Source organism: Streptomyces sp. NPDC051940 (genome assembly GCF_040680895.1).
GTDB lineage: Bacteria > Actinomycetota > Actinomycetes > Streptomycetales > Streptomycetaceae > Streptomyces.
Window position 1 is genome coordinate 22,672 of record NZ_JBFAXR010000022.1, and the last position, 20,599, is coordinate 43,270.

The 20,599-nt window shown below is 72.4% G+C and carries 13 protein-coding genes and 1 pseudogene; 7 read left to right on the forward strand and 7 right to left on the reverse strand.

The genetic code is table 11. The features are described from left to right. Window positions 1–25 precede the first annotated feature (25 nt). Both AB0M28_RS11895 and AB0M28_RS11900 read right to left on the reverse strand, forming a co-directional pair. Window positions 26–1,513, reverse strand: coding sequence for an MFS transporter (locus AB0M28_RS11895; RefSeq protein WP_365401737.1), 1,488 nt, complete (start codon window positions 1,511–1,513; stop codon window positions 26–28). Between the two features lie 833 nt (window positions 1,514–2,346). Continuing rightward, on the reverse strand, window positions 2,347–2,592 hold the full coding sequence (locus AB0M28_RS11900; protein WP_365401740.1) for a hypothetical protein: 246 nt from the start codon (window positions 2,590–2,592) through the stop codon (window positions 2,347–2,349). Window positions 2,593–2,692: 100 nt separating this feature from the next. Between AB0M28_RS11900 and AB0M28_RS11905 the strand changes: the two genes are divergently transcribed. Further along, window positions 2,693–3,565 (forward strand): SDR family NAD(P)-dependent oxidoreductase, encoded by an 873-nt coding sequence (locus AB0M28_RS11905; RefSeq protein ID WP_365401744.1) that lies wholly within the window; start codon window positions 2,693–2,695, stop codon window positions 3,563–3,565. Between the two features lie 38 nt (window positions 3,566–3,603). On the opposite strand, the gene AB0M28_RS11910 is transcribed toward AB0M28_RS11905, so the two are convergent. Then, the gene (locus AB0M28_RS11910; RefSeq protein WP_365401747.1) at window positions 3,604–4,149 is read right to left on the reverse strand and encodes a TetR/AcrR family transcriptional regulator; all 546 of its coding nucleotides are present in this window, start codon (window positions 4,147–4,149) and stop codon (window positions 3,604–3,606) included. A gap of 99 nt (window positions 4,150–4,248) precedes the next feature. Between AB0M28_RS11910 and AB0M28_RS11915 the strand changes: the two genes are divergently transcribed. The 3 genes and pseudogenes from AB0M28_RS11915 to AB0M28_RS11925 all read left to right on the forward strand — a co-directional run bounded on the left by AB0M28_RS11915 (window position 4,249) and on the right by AB0M28_RS11925 (window position 6,339). Then, entirely contained in the window at window positions 4,249–4,677 is a 429-nt protein-coding gene (locus AB0M28_RS11915; protein WP_365401750.1) for a DoxX family protein, read from the forward strand. Between the two features lie 35 nt (window positions 4,678–4,712). Further along, window positions 4,713–5,310: pseudogene (locus AB0M28_RS11920) on the forward strand (amino acid permease); the annotation flags it as partial. A 165-nt stretch (window positions 5,311–5,475) separates the two neighbouring features. Then, window positions 5,476–6,339 carry a serine hydrolase gene (locus AB0M28_RS11925; protein WP_365401893.1) on the forward strand — a complete coding sequence of 288 codons (864 nt, stop codon included), beginning with the start codon at window positions 5,476–5,478 and terminating at the stop codon, window positions 6,337–6,339. Between the two features lie 74 nt (window positions 6,340–6,413). On the opposite strand, the gene AB0M28_RS11930 is transcribed toward AB0M28_RS11925, so the two are convergent. Continuing rightward, window positions 6,414–7,373 carry a formylglycine-generating enzyme family protein gene (locus AB0M28_RS11930; protein ID WP_365401753.1) on the reverse strand — a complete coding sequence of 320 codons (960 nt, stop codon included), beginning with the start codon at window positions 7,371–7,373 and terminating at the stop codon, window positions 6,414–6,416. Window positions 7,374–7,704: 331 nt separating this feature from the next. Here AB0M28_RS11930 and AB0M28_RS11935 point away from each other — a divergent pair, with 331 nt between their 5' ends. From AB0M28_RS11935 to AB0M28_RS11945, 3 genes are all read left to right on the forward strand, one after another. Then, window positions 7,705–8,229, forward strand: coding sequence for a GNAT family N-acetyltransferase (locus AB0M28_RS11935; protein ID WP_365401756.1), 525 nt, complete (start codon window positions 7,705–7,707; stop codon window positions 8,227–8,229). Window positions 8,230–8,315: 86 nt separating this feature from the next. Then, entirely contained in the window at window positions 8,316–8,969 is a 654-nt protein-coding gene (locus AB0M28_RS11940) for a maleylpyruvate isomerase N-terminal domain-containing protein (protein ID WP_365401759.1), read from the forward strand. Window positions 8,970–9,144: 175 nt separating this feature from the next. Next, on the forward strand, window positions 9,145–13,161 hold the full coding sequence (locus tag AB0M28_RS11945) for a S8 family serine peptidase (protein ID WP_365401762.1): 4,017 nt from the start codon (window positions 9,145–9,147) through the stop codon (window positions 13,159–13,161). 69 nt (window positions 13,162–13,230) lie between these two features. Here the strand turns inward: AB0M28_RS11945 and AB0M28_RS11950 are convergent, their stop codons facing one another. The 3 genes from AB0M28_RS11950 to AB0M28_RS11960 all read right to left on the reverse strand — a co-directional run bounded on the left by AB0M28_RS11950 (window position 13,231) and on the right by AB0M28_RS11960 (window position 20,441). Next, window positions 13,231–14,049, reverse strand: a complete 819-nt coding sequence (locus AB0M28_RS11950) for a helix-turn-helix transcriptional regulator (protein ID WP_365401765.1) — start codon at window positions 14,047–14,049, stop codon at window positions 13,231–13,233. A gap of 137 nt (window positions 14,050–14,186) precedes the next feature. After that, window positions 14,187–17,924: a S8 family peptidase gene (locus AB0M28_RS11955; protein ID WP_365401768.1), complete on the reverse strand. Its 3,738-nt coding sequence runs from the start codon at window positions 17,922–17,924 to the stop codon at window positions 14,187–14,189. 252 nt (window positions 17,925–18,176) lie between these two features. Continuing rightward, window positions 18,177–20,441 (reverse strand): heterodisulfide reductase-related iron-sulfur binding cluster, encoded by a 2,265-nt coding sequence (locus AB0M28_RS11960; protein WP_365401771.1) that lies wholly within the window; start codon window positions 20,439–20,441, stop codon window positions 18,177–18,179. Window positions 20,442–20,599 lie beyond the last annotated feature (158 nt).

The window sequence follows — 20,599 nt, forward strand, 5'->3', positions numbered from 1 at the left end:
CGCGAGGCGGCGTCCACTCGGGTCGTTACGACCCGACGCGGCTCGAAGCCAGTGGTATCACGCGCGGTGCGGGCGCGGAGTCCTGGTGGTACGGGCGGATACGCAGCGCCACAGCGAGCAGTACGCCGACGGCGCCGAGCGCGGCGGCGACCCAGAAACCCGTCGTGAACGCCTGCTGGCTGGGGACAGGCGTGCCGTGGACGGTGAACGTCTGCAGGAACACCACGGACAGCTGGCCGCCCACCGCGCTGCCCACCGTTCGTACGACGGTGTTCAGGCCGTTTCCGGCCGCGATCTCGCGGCGCGGCACGATGGCCGCGACCAGGTCGGCGAGCGCGGCGTACCCGTAACCCGCGCCGAGGCCGACCAGGCAGAACCACACGGCGAGCTGCGCCGCGGAGCCGTGGAAGAGCGCGGTGAGCACGGCACCGACCGTCAGCAGGATCATGCACGCGGCCAGCGGGGCCTTGGCGCCGAGCCGTCCGCGCAGCCAGTGCGCGCTGCGCCCGGCGAGGACGACGCAGGCCGAGCCGGGGAGCAGCAGCAGCGCGGACTGGATGACGGACAGGCCGGCGCCGTAGGAGGCCGCCGGGCGCAGGGCGGGCGGCAGGCCGCCGGGCAGCTGCAGCAGCTGCGGGATCAGGACGTAGAAGAAGAACGGCACCGCGCCGATCAGCAGCGCCGCGAGGTTGGTGAGCAGCATGGGCGGGTGCGTGATGTGCCGGAGGTCGAGGATCGGGTCGGCGCGGCGTGCGGACGAGACGCCGAGCGCGGCGAAGAACAGGACCGCGGTCACGAAGAACAGCTGCACTCCGGCGGAGAGCCAGCCCCACCTCGCGCCTTCGGTGATGCCCAGCAGCAGCGCGACGACGGCGACGGCCAGCAGGAAGGCCCCGGGCAGGTCGATGCGCTTGCTGTGGCGCTCGGGGCTCTCCGGTACCCAGGCGATGATCATGGCGACGGCGAGCGCGGTCAGTGCGGCTTCGACGCCGAACATCCAGCGCCATGAGGTGTGCTGGATGATCAGCGCGCCCAGCAAGAGCCCGGCGCCGGCGCCACCGCCGATCATGGCGGTGGTGATGCCGAAACTGGCGGCGATACGGTCCTTGGGCATGGCCTCCCGGACGATGGCCAGGGCCAGCGGGAGCGAGGCCATGGACGCGCCCTGTACGGCGCGCATGGCGATGAGGCAGCCGATGCCGGGAGCGAGCGCGGCGCCCACGGTGCTCACGAGGAACACGCCCAGGACGATCACGAGGAGTCGCTTGTGGCCGTACCGGTCGCCGAGCAGGCTCAGCACCGGGGTGAGGACGGCGGCGCCCAGCAGGAAGGCGGTCACCAGCCAGCCCACCGTGCCGGTGTCGGTCTGCAGGCGGTGCGCGAGCACCGGCAGGGCCGGAATGACCATGGTCTGCATCATCGAGAACGCGGCCACCGCGGTGAGCAGCGCGGCGAGCACCGCGTTCGGCCGGTGTACGGCCTTGGCGCGGCGATGGCTTCTGATGTCGTCCACCGACGACTCCTCCGTATCGGGTTGGCGTGGCGGCATCACGGCCGCCGGCGAGCGGGGCGATCCGCGGGACGGACGGGCGGCGCCCGTCCGGATGCCGGCGTGGTGGCGGGGGTGGGCGGTCCAGGTGACATCACATCGACGCGACACGAGCCGGAACCCGACGGCGTCAGCCACTCTAACGGAGCGGAGCGCTCCGCTCCGACTCGTACGGGCGGTGAGGTGGCTCACACGGCAGGCGGGGGATGGTCGTCGGCGGCGTCCTCTGCGCGGACCCCCTCGGGTTTGCCGGGGGGTGGCGGGCGGAGGTGTCGAGCGATCCGGGCCTGGACCGGCAGCTCAGAGGACCACGCCGGCCTGATCGGCACCGAGAAGCCCCTCACGCAAGCCCTCATCGAGGTCCCCTGACGGGATCCAGCCCATCGCGCGGCCAGGCGGCGGGTGACGTGAGGGACAGCGACTGGGACGACGACCGCGAGTACGAAGCCGCGGTACGGCGAGCCGAAAGTGCCGCGCGGGCTGGGCCAGCGGTCAGCGCGGGGGCGTTGGAACAGCTCGGCAAGCGCCGCGGACCGGGGTGTTCACTCGGGTGGCAGACTTCCCGGATCGCTTCCGGAGGAACCTGACACAGAGCCAGAAGACTCGTGGACCGTGAGGATCCAGACGGTCTGCCCACTCCGCAGTTGCGCCTGTACCGCGGCTGGAGGCGCGTACTGCAGCCGTGCCAGATGGAGCGGCGGACGTGGGTCAACAGCGGGACTTCGACGGCCGCGTGGCGCCGTGCGAGTCGGCGAGTTTCACGACCCGGGCGAGGCGCTGAACGCCTCTGGTGTCGATCAGTGGCCGAGGCGCTCGGCCTTCTGCGCCGCCGCCTTCGCCTGCAGGGTGAGCGCCCTGGGGGAGTCGCCGTAGAACCACCACGTGTACCAAGTGAGCGCGGCGAAGGTCGCAGCAAAACCGCCTGCCCATGGGACTACGTCCACCAGGGCGGTACCTCGGCTTGTCCACAGCACGACGAGTGCGGAGACCACCACGGCCCCTCTGACGGCCGACGTCAGGGTGCGCTTTGCGCGATTCGACATGGCGCGCACTGTAACAACAGGGGCCAGTGCGCCGGATTTCCGGCCCGCGTCGGCCCGCGCATTTGCCTTCGAGCGCGCTCGAATCCCTACCGTCGAGGGCATGACGACCAGCAACGACAGCAAGGTATGGATCATCACCGGTGCCAGCGCGGGCCTTGGGCTTGCGCTGGCTGAGGCGGCCCTTGAGGCCGGGGAGCGCGTGGTCGGTACGGCGCGGCGGGCCGAGCGGTTCGAGGAGCTCGCCGCTCGCTACGGGGGCCGGGTGCTCGGCGTCGAGCATGACGTACGCGATACGGCGGGGGCCGCCGGCGTCGTACGGCGTGCCCTGGACGCCTTCGGGCGGATCGACGTGCTCGTCAACAACGCCGGGGCCGGGCAGGTCGGGGCCGCGGAGGAGGTCACGGATGCGGCGCTGCGCGACATGCTGGACCAGCATCTGTTCGGGCCGGCCGCCTATGTGCGTGCGGTGCTCCCTCACCTGCGCGCGCAGGGGTCCGGTGCGATCGTGCAGATGAGCAGCCAGGGCGGGCGGATGTCGTTCCCGGCCGTCGGCAGCTATTCGGCGGGCAAGTTCGCGTTGGAGGGCTGGTCCGAGGCCCTCGCGGGTGAGGTCGCGCCGTTCGGGATCCGCGTGCTGATCGTGGAGCCGAGCCGGTTCCGTACCGAGTTCAACACCGCCGACGTGCTCAACAGGGCGGAGCAGAACGCGACGTACGACACGGTGATCGGCGCGGTCCGCGCGAACATGGCGGAGGCCGACGGCGTCCAGGAAGGCGACCCGGAGCGGGCCGCGATCGCGATCCGCGACATGCTCGACCACCCGGACGCACCGCTGCGGCTGCCGCTCGGCGCCGAGGCCGTGCGCAACTTGACCCGGGTCTACCGGCGAGCGCTCGACGACGTCGAGAAGTGGGCGCCGGTGAGCGAGTCGGCGGACTTCCCCGGGCTGCCCCCGTCCGTGCGCGCGTTCTGACCGGCCTCGGCGGCGGCCCCGAGGTCGAGCTCACCAGGTCAGGGGATGAAGGACAGCAGACTGATGACCGGTCGCGCGGCGGTGCCGGGGTCGGCGTCGAGTCCGGGCGGCAGGGCGTCGCTCAGCCAGAGGTTGGCGAAGCCGTGGACGATCGACCAGGCGGCCAGTGCGTTGGTCTCGCCGGCCGATGTCGAGAGTGCTGAGGTGAGCGCCTGGTTGGCGCGTTCCTGTGCGGCGGTCAGCTGCGGGTCGTCGGCGTGGTACAGGCCGGGCCGGAACATCACCTCGAAGTGCGCCGGGTGTGCGACCGCGAAACGCACATAGGCCGTCCCGGCCTCGACCAGGTCGTCACCTGCGGCGTTGACGGCGTCGGCCAGCAGGTCGTAGCCCTCGGCCGCGAGCGCGGTGAGCAGGCCGGGTTTGGTGCCGAAGTGGTTCTTGAACGCCGCGTGCGAGACGCCCGCGCGGCGTGCCACGTCCCGCAGGCTCAGTGCGGCGAGCCCGCCGCCCTCCTTGATGGCCTCGGCGGTCGCCTCGAGTGCGGTCCGGCGCAGGTCTCCGTGGTGGTACGGCCGATGGTTCACGATCCGGATATTACCATTGACAACATTACGAGGGCAAGCGTATGTTGCCAATGGAAACTTGCGGGAGGGGCAGATGCCGGACGACCAACTGGGGGACCCGTGGAACCGCTCATCGCTCTGACAGTCGGCTTCGGTGGCGCCCGGCTGGCGGGACTCGCCGGCGTCGACGCAGTGGACGGGTGGCAGCCCGCGCTGCGGGTCGGGCTCGCGCTGATGTTCCTGCTCACCGCGTTCGCACACTTCTTTCCCAGGTTGCGCGCGGACCTTGTCGCCATGGTCCCGCCGGCGCTTCCGCGCCCGGACCTCCTGGTCACGCTCACCGGGGTCCTGGAAGCCGCCGGAGCCGTCGGCGTCCTCATCCCGGCGACCGCATCCCTGGCCGCGGCCTGCCTGATCGCGCTGATGATCGCGATGTTCCCGGCGAATGTCTCCGCGGCCCGGCGCAACGTGGCGCAGGGCGACCCGATCGGCCCGCGCACCGCGCTGCAGCTGGTCTTCATCGCCGCGGCGGCGCTCGCCATCCCGTGACCGCGCCCGGCAATCCACGCCGGGGGGCCACTCGGCTGCTGGCGCCGGCCGCGAACGCGTCGTTAGGCGGGCTGCCGGTCCTGCTCGGCCTGCTCGCCCGGGACAACCATCTGCCGCACGTGTTCGCGCTCAAGGCCGACCGCCACATGCACCGCCAGGGCGTCCTCGCCCTGGCCGTCGTCTCGGGCGTGCCGCTCACCGGCGTGGTCGCCGTCGTGGTGACGGCCACCGAACTGGCCGACGGCGCCTGGCTGGTGCTCGTCGCGCTGCCGCTGCTGGTGTGGATGTTCACCCGGGTGCGGACGGCGTACGAGCGGATCGGCGACCAGCTGCAGCTGGGGCGGGTGCCGCAGAGCCCGCGGCGGACGCGCTGCGCTGGGACTGGGAGTTGCGGCGCCCCGGGGTGGAGCCGGCGGAGCTCGAGTCGCACGCCCGGCCGCTGGCCGCGTACGTCCGCGAGCCGGCCGTAGGCCACCCCGACAGCCGGATCACGGTCGTGATCCCCGAGGCCGAGCCCCCCCGCACGTGTGGCAGCGGCTGCTGCACAACCGGCGCGGCGCCGTGGTCGCGCACGCGGCGCGCCGCGGCGCGGACGCGGTGCTGTGCCGGCTGCGGTTCCGGATGCGGATGTAACGCGGGGCACGTCCCGGGGCGTCATCACGGTGTGGGGAAGACGACACTCCCGGCCGTACATCCATGGGGGCCTCTCGTGCGTCTTCTCTGCGCCGGGACCTTGTCGGTCCTGCGGTAGCGACCTCTGAATAGGGTGGGAAGACTTTGAGATTTCGGACACGCGGCCTGCGCAGCGCTGTGATCGTCACCGCCACGGCCGCGGCCGTGGTGGCCGGTGGCCTCGTGGCCGCTCCGGCGCAGGCGCTGACCACCCCGTCGATCACCGCGCTCAGCGGTTACGTCAAGAACAGCGGCACGGGCACCACGCTGTACTGGAAGGGCGCCGACACCCGCCGGCTGACCGGGTCCACGACGAAGATCATGACGGCGAAGGTGGTGCTGAAGCAGTCCAACCTCAACCTCGACGCCAAGGTCACGATCCAGAAGGCGTACAGCGACTACGTCGTCGCCAAGGGCGGCTCGTCGGCCCGGCTCGTCGTCGGGGACAAGGTGACCGTCCGCCAGCTGCTCTTCGCCATGATGCTGCCGTCGGGGTGCGACGCGGCCTACGCGCTGGCCGACAAGTTCGGTACGGGCACCACGCGGGCGGCCCGCGTCAAGTCGTTCATCGGGAAGATGAACTCCGAGGCCAAGAACATGGGCCTGAAGAACACCTGGTTCGACTCCTTCGACGGGATCAGCAACGGCAACAACTTCTCGAGCGCGAAGGACCTCACGCTGATCGCGCGGAGCGCGATGAACAACTCCTCGTTCCGCTACATCGTCAAGCTCAAGTCCACGACGCAGAAGGTGACCACGAGCAGCGGTGGCTACCGGTACATGTACTGGACCAACACGAACAAGCTGCTGAGCACGTACAGCGGCGCGATCGGCGTGAAGACCGGCTCGGGCGCGTCGGCCAAGTACTGCCTCGTCTTCGCGGCCACCCGGAACGGCAAGACGATCATCGGGGCCGTGCTCGCCTCGGCCAGCGCGACCGACCGGGCGAACGACGCCAAGAAGCTGCTGGACTACGGCTTCGCCAAGTAGCGAGCGGAAGTAACGGGCGGGGGCGCGGGGGACCCGCCCTCCACCGTGAGGGGGGCGCGGCGAACGCGCCCCCCTCACGCGTCGTACACGCAGCGAAAGCCCATGTGCCCCGTCGTACTGTCCGGGGTGTTGGAGGTGCGGGCCGCCACCCGGTAGCGGTTGCAGTACGAGAGGTGGCACAGGTACGACCCGCCGCGGATCACCTTCGCCGTGCCCGAGGGCGGGCCGGCGGGGTCCGTCCGCGGCGCGGGGCCGTGGTCCGTGGACCACCAGTCCGCGCACCACTCCCAGACGTTGCCGGCCATGTTGTACAGACCGAAGCCGTTCGGCTCGTACGTGTCGACCGGCGCCGTCCCGCGATAGCCGTCCTCGGCGAGGTTCTTCGTGGGGAAGCGGCCCTGCCAGATGTTGCAGCGGTGCTCACCGTCCGGGGTGAGGTCGTCGCCCCACGGGTAGCGGGCCTGCTCGAGGCCGCCGCGGGCGGCGTACTCCCACTCCGCCTCCGTCGGCAGCCGGCCGCCCGCCCACCGGCAGTACGCGTCCGCGTCGTGCCACGACACGTGCACCACCGGATGCCGCTCGCGGCCCTCCGTCGTGCTGCCGGGGCCCTCCGGCGCCGCCCAGTGGGCCCCGTGCACCCCGCACCACCACGGCGTCTCCGCCGGGCGCTCGCTCACCTTGCGCAGGGCGCCGGGCAGGAAGGACGCGAAGACGTACGACCAGCCGAAACGTTCCGCCTCGGTCACGTACCCGGTCTCCGCGACGAAGCGGGCGAACTCGCCGTTCGTCACCGCGTACGGCGAGACCCGGAACGGCCGTACCGTGACCGTCCGCACCGGCCCCTCACCGTCCGCCGGGAAGCCCTCGGCGCCGTCCGTGCCCATCAGGAACCCGCCGCCGGGCAGGGCCACCGCCCCGTCGGCCGGCGCGGCGCCGCCCGTACGCGGTCCGGGCGCCGTGAGCCGCAGCAGCGCCGGGCCGCCGTCGCGGGCGGGCGCGCAGCAGCCGCGCGGTTCGTGGTGGTCGTGGCTCATGCGCGTGTCCTCGTGTCCGTCCGCACGCCTCTGTCCGAGGAGCTGTCGGGAGACCATACCCAGCGACCCGGGGGGCTTGCCGAACCGTCCGGCTCCGCGGAGCCCGTCGTGCGGATGCTGCCGGGGTGCGCGCCGCCGGGCCCGTTCGGCCGGCGGGTGACGATAACCGGCTGGTTATCGCCCGTACTCGTATTGGGCGTTGATCAGCCAGGGCGGGGACGGGATCGTGGGGGCGACCGTGGGCCGGGCGGGTGGGCCCGTACTGTGAGGTGGAGGCAGGTGGGGATGCTGTGCTCATTGGCTGGTACGGCGGCCGGGGATGGGGTGTGGGATGGGTGAGCCAGTGGTGGGTGAGCCGTCCGCGGGCGGGTCGGCCGTGATCGAGACCGAACGGCTCGCGCTGCGCCCGCTGACCCCCGGGCAGGCCGACGCGGTCGTCGCCGGCGACCGGGACGGGCAGCCGTGGGCGGAGGGCTATCCGCGCGGGGACGACCAGGACGTCGCCCGGATGTTCCTCGGCCGGCCGGGTGGCGAGCCCTGGTTCGGGCCGCTGCAGATCGTGGACCGCGCCACCGGGCTGGTCGTCGGCGGGATCGGGTTCTTCGGCCCGCCCGGCGACGACGGAACCGTCGAGTTCGGCTACGGCGTGGCCAAGGAGACCGAGGGCCGCGGCTACGCCACCGAGGCGGTGCGCGCGCTGCTGCGGTTCGCGTTCGACAGCGGGCGCGTGCGCCGGGCGGTCGCCGACACCACGCACGAGAACGCGGGCTCGCAGCGGGTGCTGGAGAAGGCGGGCCTGCGCCATGTGCGGTCGGACGAGCGACTGCGCTACTACGAGACGGACACCGCCGGCTGAGCCGGTGCCGGAGCGCGGCCGCCCGGCTCCCGCACCGGTCCGCGGCACCCGCCCCCACCCCCTTCTCCGCCCGGTAGCGTGACCGGATGGATCACTTCTCCCGCTCCTGGAACGCCCTGCTCGACGCGGTCGCCGGGCTCGCGGACGAGGACTTCGAGCGGCCGTCGGGCTGTACGGGCTGGAGCGTGCGGGATCTCGTCTGCCATCTGGTGATCGACGCGCAGGACGTGCTGATCACGCTCGTCACGCCCGCCGACACCGCGCCCACCGTGGACGCGGCCGGGTACTGGAGCCTCCTGGACGAACCGCCGTCCGGCGACGACCCGCTGGACGCGCTGATCCCCCGGCTCGCCGCGGCGTACGGCGAACCGCGATGGCTGAAGTTCCACCTCGACGACGTCGGTTCCGCGGCCGGGCGCGCCGCGCGGCTCGCGGATCCGGGCGCCCGTGTCAGCACCCAGGGCAAGGTGCTGACCGCCGGCGACTATCTCGGTGCGTACGTCCTGGAATGGACGCTGCACCACCTCGACCTGACCGCCCATCTGCCGTCGGCCCCCGAACCGCCGCCCGCGGAGACCCTCGCGGCGGCACGCGCGCTTCTGGAGCGGATCGCCGGCGCCCCCTTCCCCGGGTCGCTCTCCGACACGGACGCGCTCCTCGTCGGCACGGGGCGCCGCGCGCCGACCGGGGCGGAGGACCTGGGCGAACTCGCGGCGCGGATCCCGTTGATCCTCGGCTGACGGGCGGTTCCCGTACGAGGAGGCGGCCGGCGGCAAGCCTGGCGAGATGACGACACGTCGCAAGGTCGCCACCCGGCGCCCCTTCCCGGGCGCGGCGCGCCGGGCGCATGGTCGGGCGGAACACCCCGTCCCTCCGCCAGGGGGTGCGGCTCGTACCGCAACGAAACGACGCGTCATGAACCGAATCCCACCCCGCCGGGGCCTCCCCCTGGCAGCGCTGCTCGCGACCGCACTGCTGGCGCCGCAGCCCCTCGCCCTCGCCGCCGGGTCCCCGGCCGGGACCCCGAGTGCCGAGGAGCTGCTCGAGTCCCTCGACCCCGCGCAGCGGGAGGCGCTCGACCGGCTCGCCCGGATCGACGTGGACGGGCTGCACTTCAGCGACGGTAAGGCGCTCGCCTCCGCCGAGCCGGTCGACGTGATCGTCCGCTTCGAGCAGGCGCCCGCCCGCACCGCCCCGCTGTTCGCCGCCAAGCAGGGTCGCACCCTCTCCGCCGCGGAGGCGCGCCGGGAGGTCGCCGACGCGCAGGACGCGTTCACCGCCGCGCTCAGGAAGGCCCTCCCGGCCCAGGCCGACGGCAAGGCCGTCTACAACGTGCACCGCCGCTACAGCGAGGGCTTCGCGGGCGCCGCCCTGACTCTGCCCGGCGACCGGGTGCGGGAACTCCTAGCGATCGACGGCGTGGCGGGCGTGTGGCCCGACACCACCGTCAAGGCCCTGTCCGCCACCGCCACCACCGCCACGGACGCCCCCGCCGACACCGACTCCGACGGCGACGCGATATCCGCCGGCCTCGACCGCCTGCACGCCGAGGGCGTCACCGGCAAGGGCGTCAAGGTCGGCGTCATCGACACCGGCATCGACTACAACCACCCGGACCTGAAGGACGTCTTCGCCGGCGGCTACGACTTCGTCGACGACGACGCCGACCCGATGGAGACGACCTACGCCGACTGGAAGGCGTCCGGCAGCCCCGAGACCAACGGCGGCTCGGCCTACTACACCGAGCACGGCACCCACGTCGCCGGCATCGTCGCCGGCCGCGGCGCCGCCGCCGACGCGCTCGCCGCGCACGGTGTGGCGCCGGACGCGAGCGTCTACGCGTACCGGGCGCTCGGCCCGTACGGCAGCGGCAGCACCAGCGCGATCATGGCCGCGATGGACAAGGCGCTGAAGGACGGCATGGACGTCGTCAACATGTCCCTGGGCGCCTCCGTCAACGACCCGGTGTCGCCGCAGGCCATCGCCGCCGACAACCTGGTGCTCGCCGGCGTCACCACCGTCATCGCGGCGGGCAACTCCGGCCCCGGCGCCGGCACCCTCGGCACCCCCGGCGCCGCCGCGCTGCCGCTGACCGTCGGCGCCAACGACACCACGCTGACCCTGCCGTCCTTCACCGCCGCCACGAGCGCCGGCCAGGCCGAGGCGCGGCTGCTGGCCCAGCCGTACGGCGACGCCCTCACCCCGCTCACGGAGCACCCGTACGACCTCGTCGACGTGGGCACCGGCACCAACGCCGGCTACACCGGCAAGGACGTCACCGGCAAGGCGGTCGTGGTGCGGCGCGGGGGGATCAGCCTCGACGAGAAGGTCCGGCGCGCGAAGTCCAAGGGCGCCGCCGCCGTGCTGCTCGTCAACGACAACGCCGCCGAGGGGCACATCCCGAACTACCTCGGCGAAAGCTCCGGGTTCGTTCCCGCGTTCTCCGTCACCGCCGCCGACGGCGCCGCGCTCACCGGCCAGGTGGCCCTCACCCGCGCCGGCGACTTCCGGCTCGGCGGCGGCCGCATCGCCTCGTTCAGCTCCCGCGGCCCGGTGTACGGCACCAGCGCCGTCAAGCCGGAGGTCACCGCGCCGGGCGTGAGCGTCCTGTCGTCCGTGCCGTCGTACATCGCCGACCCGGTCACCGGGGACTACACCTACGCCTACGCCCGCCTCAGCGGCACGTCGATGGCCACCCCGTACGTGGCGGGCGCCGCGGCGCTGCTGCTGCAGCACGACGCCGGGCTCACCCCGGACGGCGTGAAGACCGCGCTGATGAACACCGCCCGCCCGCTGGCCGGCACCACCTCCGTCTTCGACCGGGGCGCCGGGCGGATCGACCCGTACGCCGCCGTGCACACCGGTACGACGGTGGCGGCGCTGGACACCACGCCGTACCCGGCCGCGGACGGGACCGAGTCCCAGCTGCCGTACCGTACGGGCGCGCTGGACTTCGGCACCCTGCCGCTGGGCTCCGCGCTCGAGCGCACCACCCGGCTGCAGCTGGTCAACGACACCGACCGGCCCGTGACGTACACGGTGGGCGTCGAGGGTGTGGCGGGTGTGCGGCTGACCGTGACCGACCGGGTCACCGTCGGCGCGCACGGCAAGGCGTACGCGCAGGCCGCGCTGTCGGTGCCGGAGGGCACCCCGGCCGGGACGTACGAGGGCACCGTCACCTTCACCCCGCAGGGCGGCGGGCAGGTGCTGCGCGTTCCGTTCGGTACGCGGCTGGCGAAGACCGGCTTCGAGCAGATCTGGATGACCAAGCCCGTCGGCTCCACCAGCCAGGGCACGGGCGTCGGGCAGGCCGTCGACGGCGCGGTGAAGTTCGACCTGGCGATGGCGGGGCAGCTGCGCTCCGTCGAGCTGTTCCTCGCCGACGAGAACGGCGAGGACCTCGGCTACATCGGCGCCATCAACACCACCGGCCTCACCGAGGGCGTGCGCTACGGCCCGGCGGACATCCGCGGCTGGTACTACCCGCTGACCGGCGACAAGGACGTGCCCGTCGACCCGCGCGGCCGGTACGCCCCCGACGGCCACTACAAGCTGCGGATCGTCGGCGTGGACGGCGAGGGCACCCGCTACCCCGAGGTCCGCGACATCTACCTCGACTCCAGGGCGCCGGAGTACTCCGACACCCACGGCGCCTGGGACCCGTCCCGGCCCACCGTCGTGGAACGGGCCGCGGACGCCACCCGGTTCGACATCCGCGGCACGCTGACCGACGGCCAGGTGGACGCGATCCGCGCGGCCGGCATCGACATCGGGCAGGACGCCAACCGGGTCGCCTACTCCACGTACAGCCTCAACATCCCCGACGGGAGCATCAAGGCCGACGCCCAGGGGGTCGTCGACGGCGGCGCGACGATCTCGCCCCTCCCGCCGACCGGCTTCGTGAAGATGTGGCCCATGGACGCGGCGGGCAACCTCGGCGGCGTACGCCTGGTCAGCCTGATCAAGGAGGGGCTGCCGTACGTCGTCGGCGCAGCGTCCGCCGCCTCCGCGCGGGCCGGTGACACCGTGTCGTACACGCTGACCGCGCACAACGCGCAGCAGTGGAAGTCCTTCACCAGCCAGATCCGCTACGACAACCGCAACCTGCGGATCGTGTCGGTCGAGCCGACCGAGGCGCTGCGGGCGTACGGCCCGTCGGAGGTCCGGCTCACCGACACCCCGGCCGGGGCCTCGTCGTCCGTCAGCGCGTCCTTCGACGTCTCCGCCGCCGAGGGCGTCAGCGGCGACGTGCCGCTGCTGAAGGTGACGTACGAGGTGCTGGACGGCGCCTGGACGGCCGCCGCCGGACTCTCCACCGGCACCACCTACGCGAACCGGACCGACGGGACGAAGGTCTCGCTGAACACCCAGTACTACGGCAGCGTCCGCAAGCTCAACGCCACCTCGTTCGTCAGCGCCCGGCCGGCCGCCGAGGCGCTGCTGACGCCGGGTTACGCCTACGACACCACGCGCGACTACAGCGCCGACGGCTTCGACGCGGTCCTCACCGCGCCGGACGGCACCCGCCGGCAGCTGACCGTCGACGCGCAGGCGCGCACCTCCGCCACGGTGCCGGTCACGGACGAGCCGTACCGGCTGGAGGTCCGTGTCCCGGGCCACTTCACCTGGTACGAGGACATCGACGTGTCGGACGCGGGCGCCGGCACGTCCGTCGCCTCCGCCCCGGCGCTGGTCGCCGGCGACGTCAACGGGGACGACGTGATCGACGTGCGGGACGCCGCCGCGGTGTACGAGGCGCGGGGCACGGACCTGCGCGCGGCGGACATCGACCACGACGGGACGGTGGACGAGCGGGACCTGGCCTGGGTGGCGAACAACTACCTGCGGCAGAACACGACCGCCGACCACTACACCGCGCCGGCGACGAAGGTGAACGGGCGGACGCTGGAGGACTACAAGTCCCTCATGTGACCGCCCCGCGCCACCCATGACCTGGGTGTGAGAGGCACGCCGGCGCCTCTCACACCCAGCCGACACCTCTCACACCCAGTTGTTGCGCATGGCGTACCACCCCAGCTGCACCCGCGAGCTGACCGCCGCCGCGTCCATCAGCGCCCGCACCCGGCGCTGCACCGTACGCGGGGAGGCGCCCAGCTGGTGCGCGGTCGCCGCGTCGGTCAGCCCGGACAGCATCAGCTGCAGGATCCTGCGGTCCGTCGGGCTGAGATCGCCGCCCTCGCGCATGTACGGGCGGGAGCGCCGCCAGTTCGCCTCGAACAGCTCGGTGGCCAGCATCACCAGCGGCCGCCGCAGCAGCAGCGAACGCTCCGGGCTGACCTGGACCATCGCCACCTCGTCGTCGGCGATGGCCAGCTTGATCAGCGGCTGGTCCACGATCCGTACCTCGTGCCCGGCCGCCAGCCGCTCGTCGAGCGCGCCGATGGCCGCCGGCTCGGCGAGGAACTCGCGGTCGACGAGCACCCGGTAGTGGATGCCCGCCCGCTCCTCGGCCTGCGCCGCGTCCTCGAAGAAGGTCGACGGCACAGGCGCCACGGTGTTCGCGCCGGTCTGGAACGCCGCCATCGACGTGTGCGCCCCGGTCTCCAGCTCGCGCACCCGGCGCGCCTGCGCCTCGCGCCCGTCCACGAACTCGACGAAGTCCAGGCCGGTGTCCGGCAGCTCCCCGAGCCGCCAGGCGGCGAGCAGACCGCTCACGGCGGACTCGGCCTGCCGCAGATCCTCCTGAAGCCTCCCGAGCGCTGGGCGCAGCGCCGCCATCGGCATCGGGGCGGACGGGCCGGTGCCCGACTCCTCCCCTTCCGGGCCTTGTGGGGCGGGTGTTCCAAGATCGGACTGCATGGGCTCAAGTCTCACCGATGGTCCGGTCGGTGTCACTGCAGCGTTTGTCTCAATCAAGACGCCGTTGGCCGGCACACGACCACCCTCCGGCCGGAGCGGCCGGAGGGTGGGGGACGAAACGGTCCTTTCGTGCCGGATCAGCGCAGGGCGTACGCCCTGATCACCGTCTGCGTCACCGAGTTGCCGTCCGCGTCGGACGCCGCGAACCGCAGCGACACGTAGCCGGGTCCGGCCGGGTGCCGGGCCGTCACCGAGAAGCGGCCCCCGCCGAGACCGGCGGCCTCCGACCGCTGCCACGTGGCGCCGTCGTCGTACGACACCTCCGCCGTCAGCGCGCCGACCGCCGCCGCGTCCGTGACGCCGGGCTCGGCGGTGTGCACCTGGAAGGTGTACGGCGCCCCGGACGGGGCCCGGTTCTGCAGGTCGAGCGGCAGGTCGTAGTACAGCTGCAGCAGCGGTACGGGAGCCGTGCCCGAGGTCGGCCTGGCGGAGGTGAACGTCCACTCCGAGTGGGTCCGCGTGGACAGCGGCCACCAGGAGGCGGTGCGCTCGGTGTCCATGGTCAGCGTGTACTCGGTCGGCTCCGCGTACGGGGCCGGGAACGAGCCGACGGCCGTGGTGCGCTTGACGATCAGCTGGCCGTGGGCGAAGAGCTGGGTGGTGGACTTGTCGGTCTTGAACCCGTACACGCCCTCGTGGACGTTGGAGCCGTCCGTCCAGGGCTGGACGCCCAGGTTCAGCTGCGTCGCCCCGCGCAGCGGGTAGAACTCCCCGCGGCCCTCCGGGATCGCCGGGCGCAGCACGCCCTTGTGCCAGGACTCCTCCACCACCTGGCCGGGCCGGTAGCCGGTGCGGTCCCCCTTGACCACGCTGTCGTACTCGCCGTTGAGGTACGCGAAGTGCTCCCACTCCACGCCGGCCGTCGACACCCACTCGGTGCGGTGGATCGGCGACGGCAGCGGACGCGGTGTGGTCCACACCGTGGCCTGGATCGCGCCGGGGCGGAACGCCCAGCGCAGATCGCGGCCGGTGCCGCCCGCGAGCGGCGAGTGGTAGTCGGCCTCGATGCGGGCCGTGGTGGTGTCGTCGACCGTGACCGACGTGTCCTCGGGGATCTGCTGGTTCCACGGGAAGAGCAGGTCGTACGCGTACCTGCTGCGGGCGTCCGCGACGACCTTCAGCTTCAGGTCGCCGCCCGCCGCCTGCTCCGCGAGCGCCGCGCCGGGGCCCGCGTCCAGGGTCATCGCGGGGATCGCCGTGGTGCCCGAGGCGAGGAAGCGGCCGGGTGCGGTGGCGTACACCAGGGCGGCGGAGGCGCCGGCCTTCGCGGCGTTCGCGACCTGCTCGGTGAGCGGTACGGCGGCGTCCGCGCGGATCAGCGCCAGACCGCCGGCGAGGTCCCGGCCGGCCAGCTCCGCGCCGGTCGCGGTGCCGGCGGGCACGGCCCTGAGCACGCTGGTGCCGTCCAGCTTCGGGGAGCCCACGACGTACTCCGGCGTCGGGACCGGCTGACCGCCCGCGGTGGTGACGGTGAGTTCGGGGGAGGTCATCACCCACTGCGAGAAGACCGTGAACCGCTCGCGGTCCGTCCGGTCGGTGGGCAGCGCGTAGATGTGGTCGACGTACTGGTCGAGCTGGGCGATCTGGGACAGCATGCGCGAGCCGCTGGTCCGTTCGTAGCCGAGGATCACCCCGCGGTGCTCGGCGGGCTTGGGCGTACGGACCGCGATCTCCCGGGCCTTGCTGCCGTCCAGGGTGAGCGTCATGTCCCCGCTGACGGTGACCTCGGGATCCCCGGCGAGGGTGAAGTCGACGACCTGGGTCCCCGACTCGTCGTGGCTCGCGAGATAGCCCATCAGGCTGTACGTGCCGGGCTTGACCCGGAAGACCGCCTGGCCGAGGGAGTTGAGCGGGACGGTCGAGGTCGCGCCGGTCTCCAGGTTGTACAGGCTCGCGTCGCTGTTGCGGTACGCGGGCTTCCCGGCGTGGTTGATCCCCTTGACGGTCACCTGGACGACCTGGTCCTCCTTGACCAGCCCGAACTCCGTGTGCACGGCCGTGGCGGCGTCCTCGCGGGCCACGGCGGTCAGTTCGCCGGTGATCCGCCCGGACGGACCCTGGCCGGTATCCGCGGTGAGCGTGACCTCCGCGGTGCCGTGCGCGGGCACGGTCACGGAGTCCTGCGACGGGGTGACCACGCCTGCGGGCAGCGCCTCGCCGAGGCTCGTGGCGCCGCGGACGGTGAGGTCGAGGGTGAGTGGGGTGTCGCCGTCGTTGCGGTAGCCGACGGTCCGCTGTACGGGGTCGGTCGCCACGCCGTACTTGAAGAAGCCGTAGCTCACCGAACCGGTCGCGGTCAGCGCCTGCGACGTGGCCCGGGCGAGGTCCGTCCGGCCCGCGCCCTGGTCGAAGCCGGAGGCCGCGGCGATCTGCTTCGACGTGCTCATCAGCGCGTCCTTCAGCTGCCGCGGCGAGAAGTCCGGGTGCTCCTGGGCGAGGATGGCGGCCGCTCCGGAGACGTGCGGGGTGGCCATCGAGGTGCCGCTGAGCGCCGCGTAGTAGTCGTTCACCGTCGTGCCCGGCGAGGTGCCGGCGGCGCGGGCGGCGACGATCCCGACGCCGGGCGCGGAGATGTCGGGCTTCAGGGTGCCGTTCGGGGTGGGACCGCGGCTGGAGAACGAGGCGGTGGCGTCGTTGCGGTCGACGGCGGCGACGGACAGCGCCGCGGCGGCCGTCGAGGGGCTCGACACGCTCGCCGGGGTCGGGCCGGTGTTGCCGGCGGCGATGACGAACAGCGCGCCCGTCTCCTCGGTCAGCGCGTTCACGGCGAGGCTCGCCGGGTCGTCGCCGTTGCTCGGCCCGCTGCCCAGGCTCATGCTGATCACGTCGGCCCCGTCACGGGCGGCCCACTCCATGGCGGCCATCACCGCGGAGGTGGTGCCCTGGCCGGTCCGGTCGAGGACCTTGCCGACGATCAGGCCGGCGCCGGGGGCGACGCCCCGGTAGCGGCCGTCGGAGGCGGCACCGGAGCCGGCGATCGTCGACGCCACATGGGTGCCGTGGCCGTTGAGGTCGGTGACGGACGCCTCGGTGGTGAAGTTGCGGGAGTCGACGACCTTGCCCGCGAGGTCCGGGTGCGTCAGATCGATGCCGCTGTCCAGTACGGCGACCTTGACGCCCTTCCCGTCGTAACCGGCCTGCCAGGCGGCCGGGGCGCCGATCTGCGCCGTGCTGCGGTCGAGGTCCGCCCGCATCCGGGCGTCGAGCCAGACGTGCTCCACCCCGCCGTCGAGGCGGGCGCGCCGGTTGCCCGCGCCCGGCCGGACCAGGTCCTTCCACAGCCGGCCCGCCTGCTTCTTCGGCGTGCGCAGCGCGTTGGCGTTGACGCTGGTGAGGGTGCGCGTGCGGGTCGCGCCGGCCGGAGCCTGGGCGCGGGCGGCCGGGGTGGCGTCGTCGTACGCGACGATCAGCGGCAGCTCGGCGGAGCGGGCGTCGTCGTAACCCTGCGCGAGGAGGCTCGTGACGTTGAAGAGCCCCACGTCCAGCACCCCGGAGTCCAGCAGGTCCTGCGCCTGCTCGGGGATGACGAACAGCCCCTCGTCCGTCTCCCGGACGAACGCGTTGTGACGTATCGCGCCACCGCTCTCGTCGGGGACGAGCATCGCCCCGCGGCGTCCGTCGGGCCATTCGGTCAGGCTCACCACGTCACCCGTGACCAGGGTGATCCGGTGCTCGGTGGGCGCGCCGTCCGGCTGCTGTACGGCGTCCGGCTCCTGCCCGGTGGGCGGCGATTCGGCGGCGCCGGGCGCCTGGAGTGCGGCGAGTGCGAGGACGGTCGCGATGCCCAGGACGGGCAGGCGGCGGGATCCGGGCATGGGCGAAGTGCCTCCGTCGGTCGGGGGTGACGGGTGCGTGCCAACGGAGCTTGATCGACGGGGGGTTGGGCGGGCAAGGCGTTACGGGTGGCGACATTGCGACCTGACGTATAGCGGTCAGCTCGGCCCGTAACGGCGAGTCCCCCGTGCCGGGGAGGCGCGGGGGACTCGGGTGGTGCGTTACGGCGGTGGCGCGACCGCTCGGTCCCGCCGGGCGGTGCGGCCGTCTCGCGAGGCGGTGGGGCCGCCGGGCTACTTCGCCGGCTCGGGCTCCGGCTCCTCGGCCGCCTCCGCCGCGCCCGACGGGTCGGCCGGGGTCTTCACCGAGTCGAGGAGCAGCTGCGCCACGTCCACGACCTGGAGGGACTCCTTCGCCTTGCCCTCGTTCTTCTTGCCGTTCAAGGAGTCGGAGAGCATCACCAGGCAGAACGGGCAGGCCGTCGAGACGATGTCCGGGTTCAGGGAGAGGGCCTCGTCGACGCGCTCGGTGTTGATGCGCTTGCCGATCCGCTCCTCCATCCACATCCGGGCGCCGCCGGCGCCGCAGCAGAAACCGCGCTCCTTGTGGCGGTGCATCTCCTGCTGGCGCAGGCCGGGGACCTTGTCCATGATCTCGCGCGGGGGCGTGTAGACCTTGTTGTGGCGGCCCAGGTAGCAGGGGTCGTGGTAGGTGATCAGACCCTCGACCGGGGTGACGGGGATCAGCCGGCCCTCGTCGATGAGGTGCTGCAGCAGCTGGGTGTGGTGGATGACCTCGTAGTGGCCGCCCAGCTGCGGGTACTCGTTGGCGAGGGTGTTGAAGCAGTGCGGGCAGGTCGCGACGATCTTCTTCTTGGCCTGCTCGACGACCACGCCCTCCTCGGCGTCCTCGCCGAAGGCCGTGTTCAGCATCTCGACGTTCTGCTGGCCGAGCTGCTGGAAGAGGAACTCGTTGCCGAGCCGGCGGGCGCTGTCACCGGTGCACGCCTCCTCGCCGCCCATGATCGCGAAGTTGACACCCGCGATGTGCAGCAGCTCGGCGAACGCCTTGGTGGTCTTCTTGGCCCGGTCCTCCAGGGCACCGGCGCAGCCGACCCAGTACAGGTAGTCGACCTCGGTCAGGTCCTCGACATCCTTGCCGACGACCGGGACCTCGAAGTCGACCTCCTGCGTCCAGGCGAGACGCTGCTTCTTGGCCAGCCCCCAGGGGTTGCCCTTCTTCTCCAGGTTCTTGAGCATCGTGCCCGCCTCGGACGGGAACGCGCTCTCGATCATCACCTGGTAGCGGCGCATGTCGACGATGTGGTCGATGTGCTCGATGTCGACGGGGCACTGCTCGACGCAGGCACCGCAGGTGGTGCAGGACCACAGCACGTCCGGGTCGATGACGCCGCCCTCCTCGGCGGTGCCGATCAGGGGGCGCTCGGCCTCGGCGAGGGCGGCCGCCGGAACGTCCTTGAGCTGCTCCGCGGTCGCCTTCTCCTCGCCCTCCATGGTCTTGCCGCCGCCGGCGAGCAGGTACGGGGCCTTGGCGGCGGCGTGCTCGCGCAGCGACATGATCAGCAGCTTGGGGGAGAGCGGCTTGCCGGTGTTCCAGGCGGGGCACTGCGACTGGCAGCGGCCGCACTCGGTGCAGGTGGAGAAGTCGAGCAGCCCCTTCCAGGAGAAGTGCTCGACCTGGGAGACGCCGAACTGGTCGTCCTCGCCCGGGTCCTCGAAGTCGATCGCCTTGCCGGCGCTCGTCATGGGCTGCAGCGCGCCCAGCGCGGTCGCGCCCGCGGCGTTGCGCTTGAACCAGATGTTCGGGAACGCCAGGAAGCGGTGCCAGGCGACGCCCATCGTGGTGTTCAGGCCGATGACCGTGGCCCAGATGAAGGAGACGCTGACCTTGATCATCGCGACCAGGTAGACCAGGTTCTGCAGCGTGCCGACGCTCAGCCCGTCGAACGCCTTCACCAGCGGGTACGAGACGAAGTACGCGGCCTCGTAACCCTCGACGTGGTGCAGCGCGCCCTCGAGACCGCGCAGCGCGAGGATGGCGATGCCGATGGTGAGGATCACGTACTCGACGAAGTACGCCTGCCACGAGGTGGAGCCCGCGAACCGGGACTTGCGGCCGGCCTTCGAGGGCAGGCTGAGCAGCCGGATCACGATCAGGACGAGGATGCCGACCACCGTCATCGCGCCGATGAACTCCGTGAACACCTCGAACGGCGTCCAGTCGCCGATGACCGGCAGCAGCCAGTCGGCCTGGAAGAGCTGGCCGATCGCCTGCACGAGCGTCGGTACGAGGGTGAGGAAGCCGATCGCCACGAACCAGTGGGCGAAGCCGACGATCCCCCAGCGGTTCATCCGGGTGTGCCCCAGGAACTCGCGCGCGAGAGTGACCGTACGGGCGACGGGGTCGTCCGTACGGCTGCCCGCGGGGACGGGCTGGCCGAGCCTGACGAAGCGGTAGATCTGCGCGGCGGCGCGGCCGAGCAGCGCGACGCCGATCGCTGTGATGACCAGCGAGACGACGATGGCGGCTAGTTGCATGGTGGGGCTCCTTGCGAGGGGCGTCCGGAGCGTGGCGCTGACTACTAAGCGGTAACTTATCTCGTTTTCCGCTTGAGATTACCCGCCTTTCAGGACCGCCTGAAGCATCGAGGCCGGTGATCTGCGTCCCTTCGGCCACGGGGGGCCTGGGGGCCTGG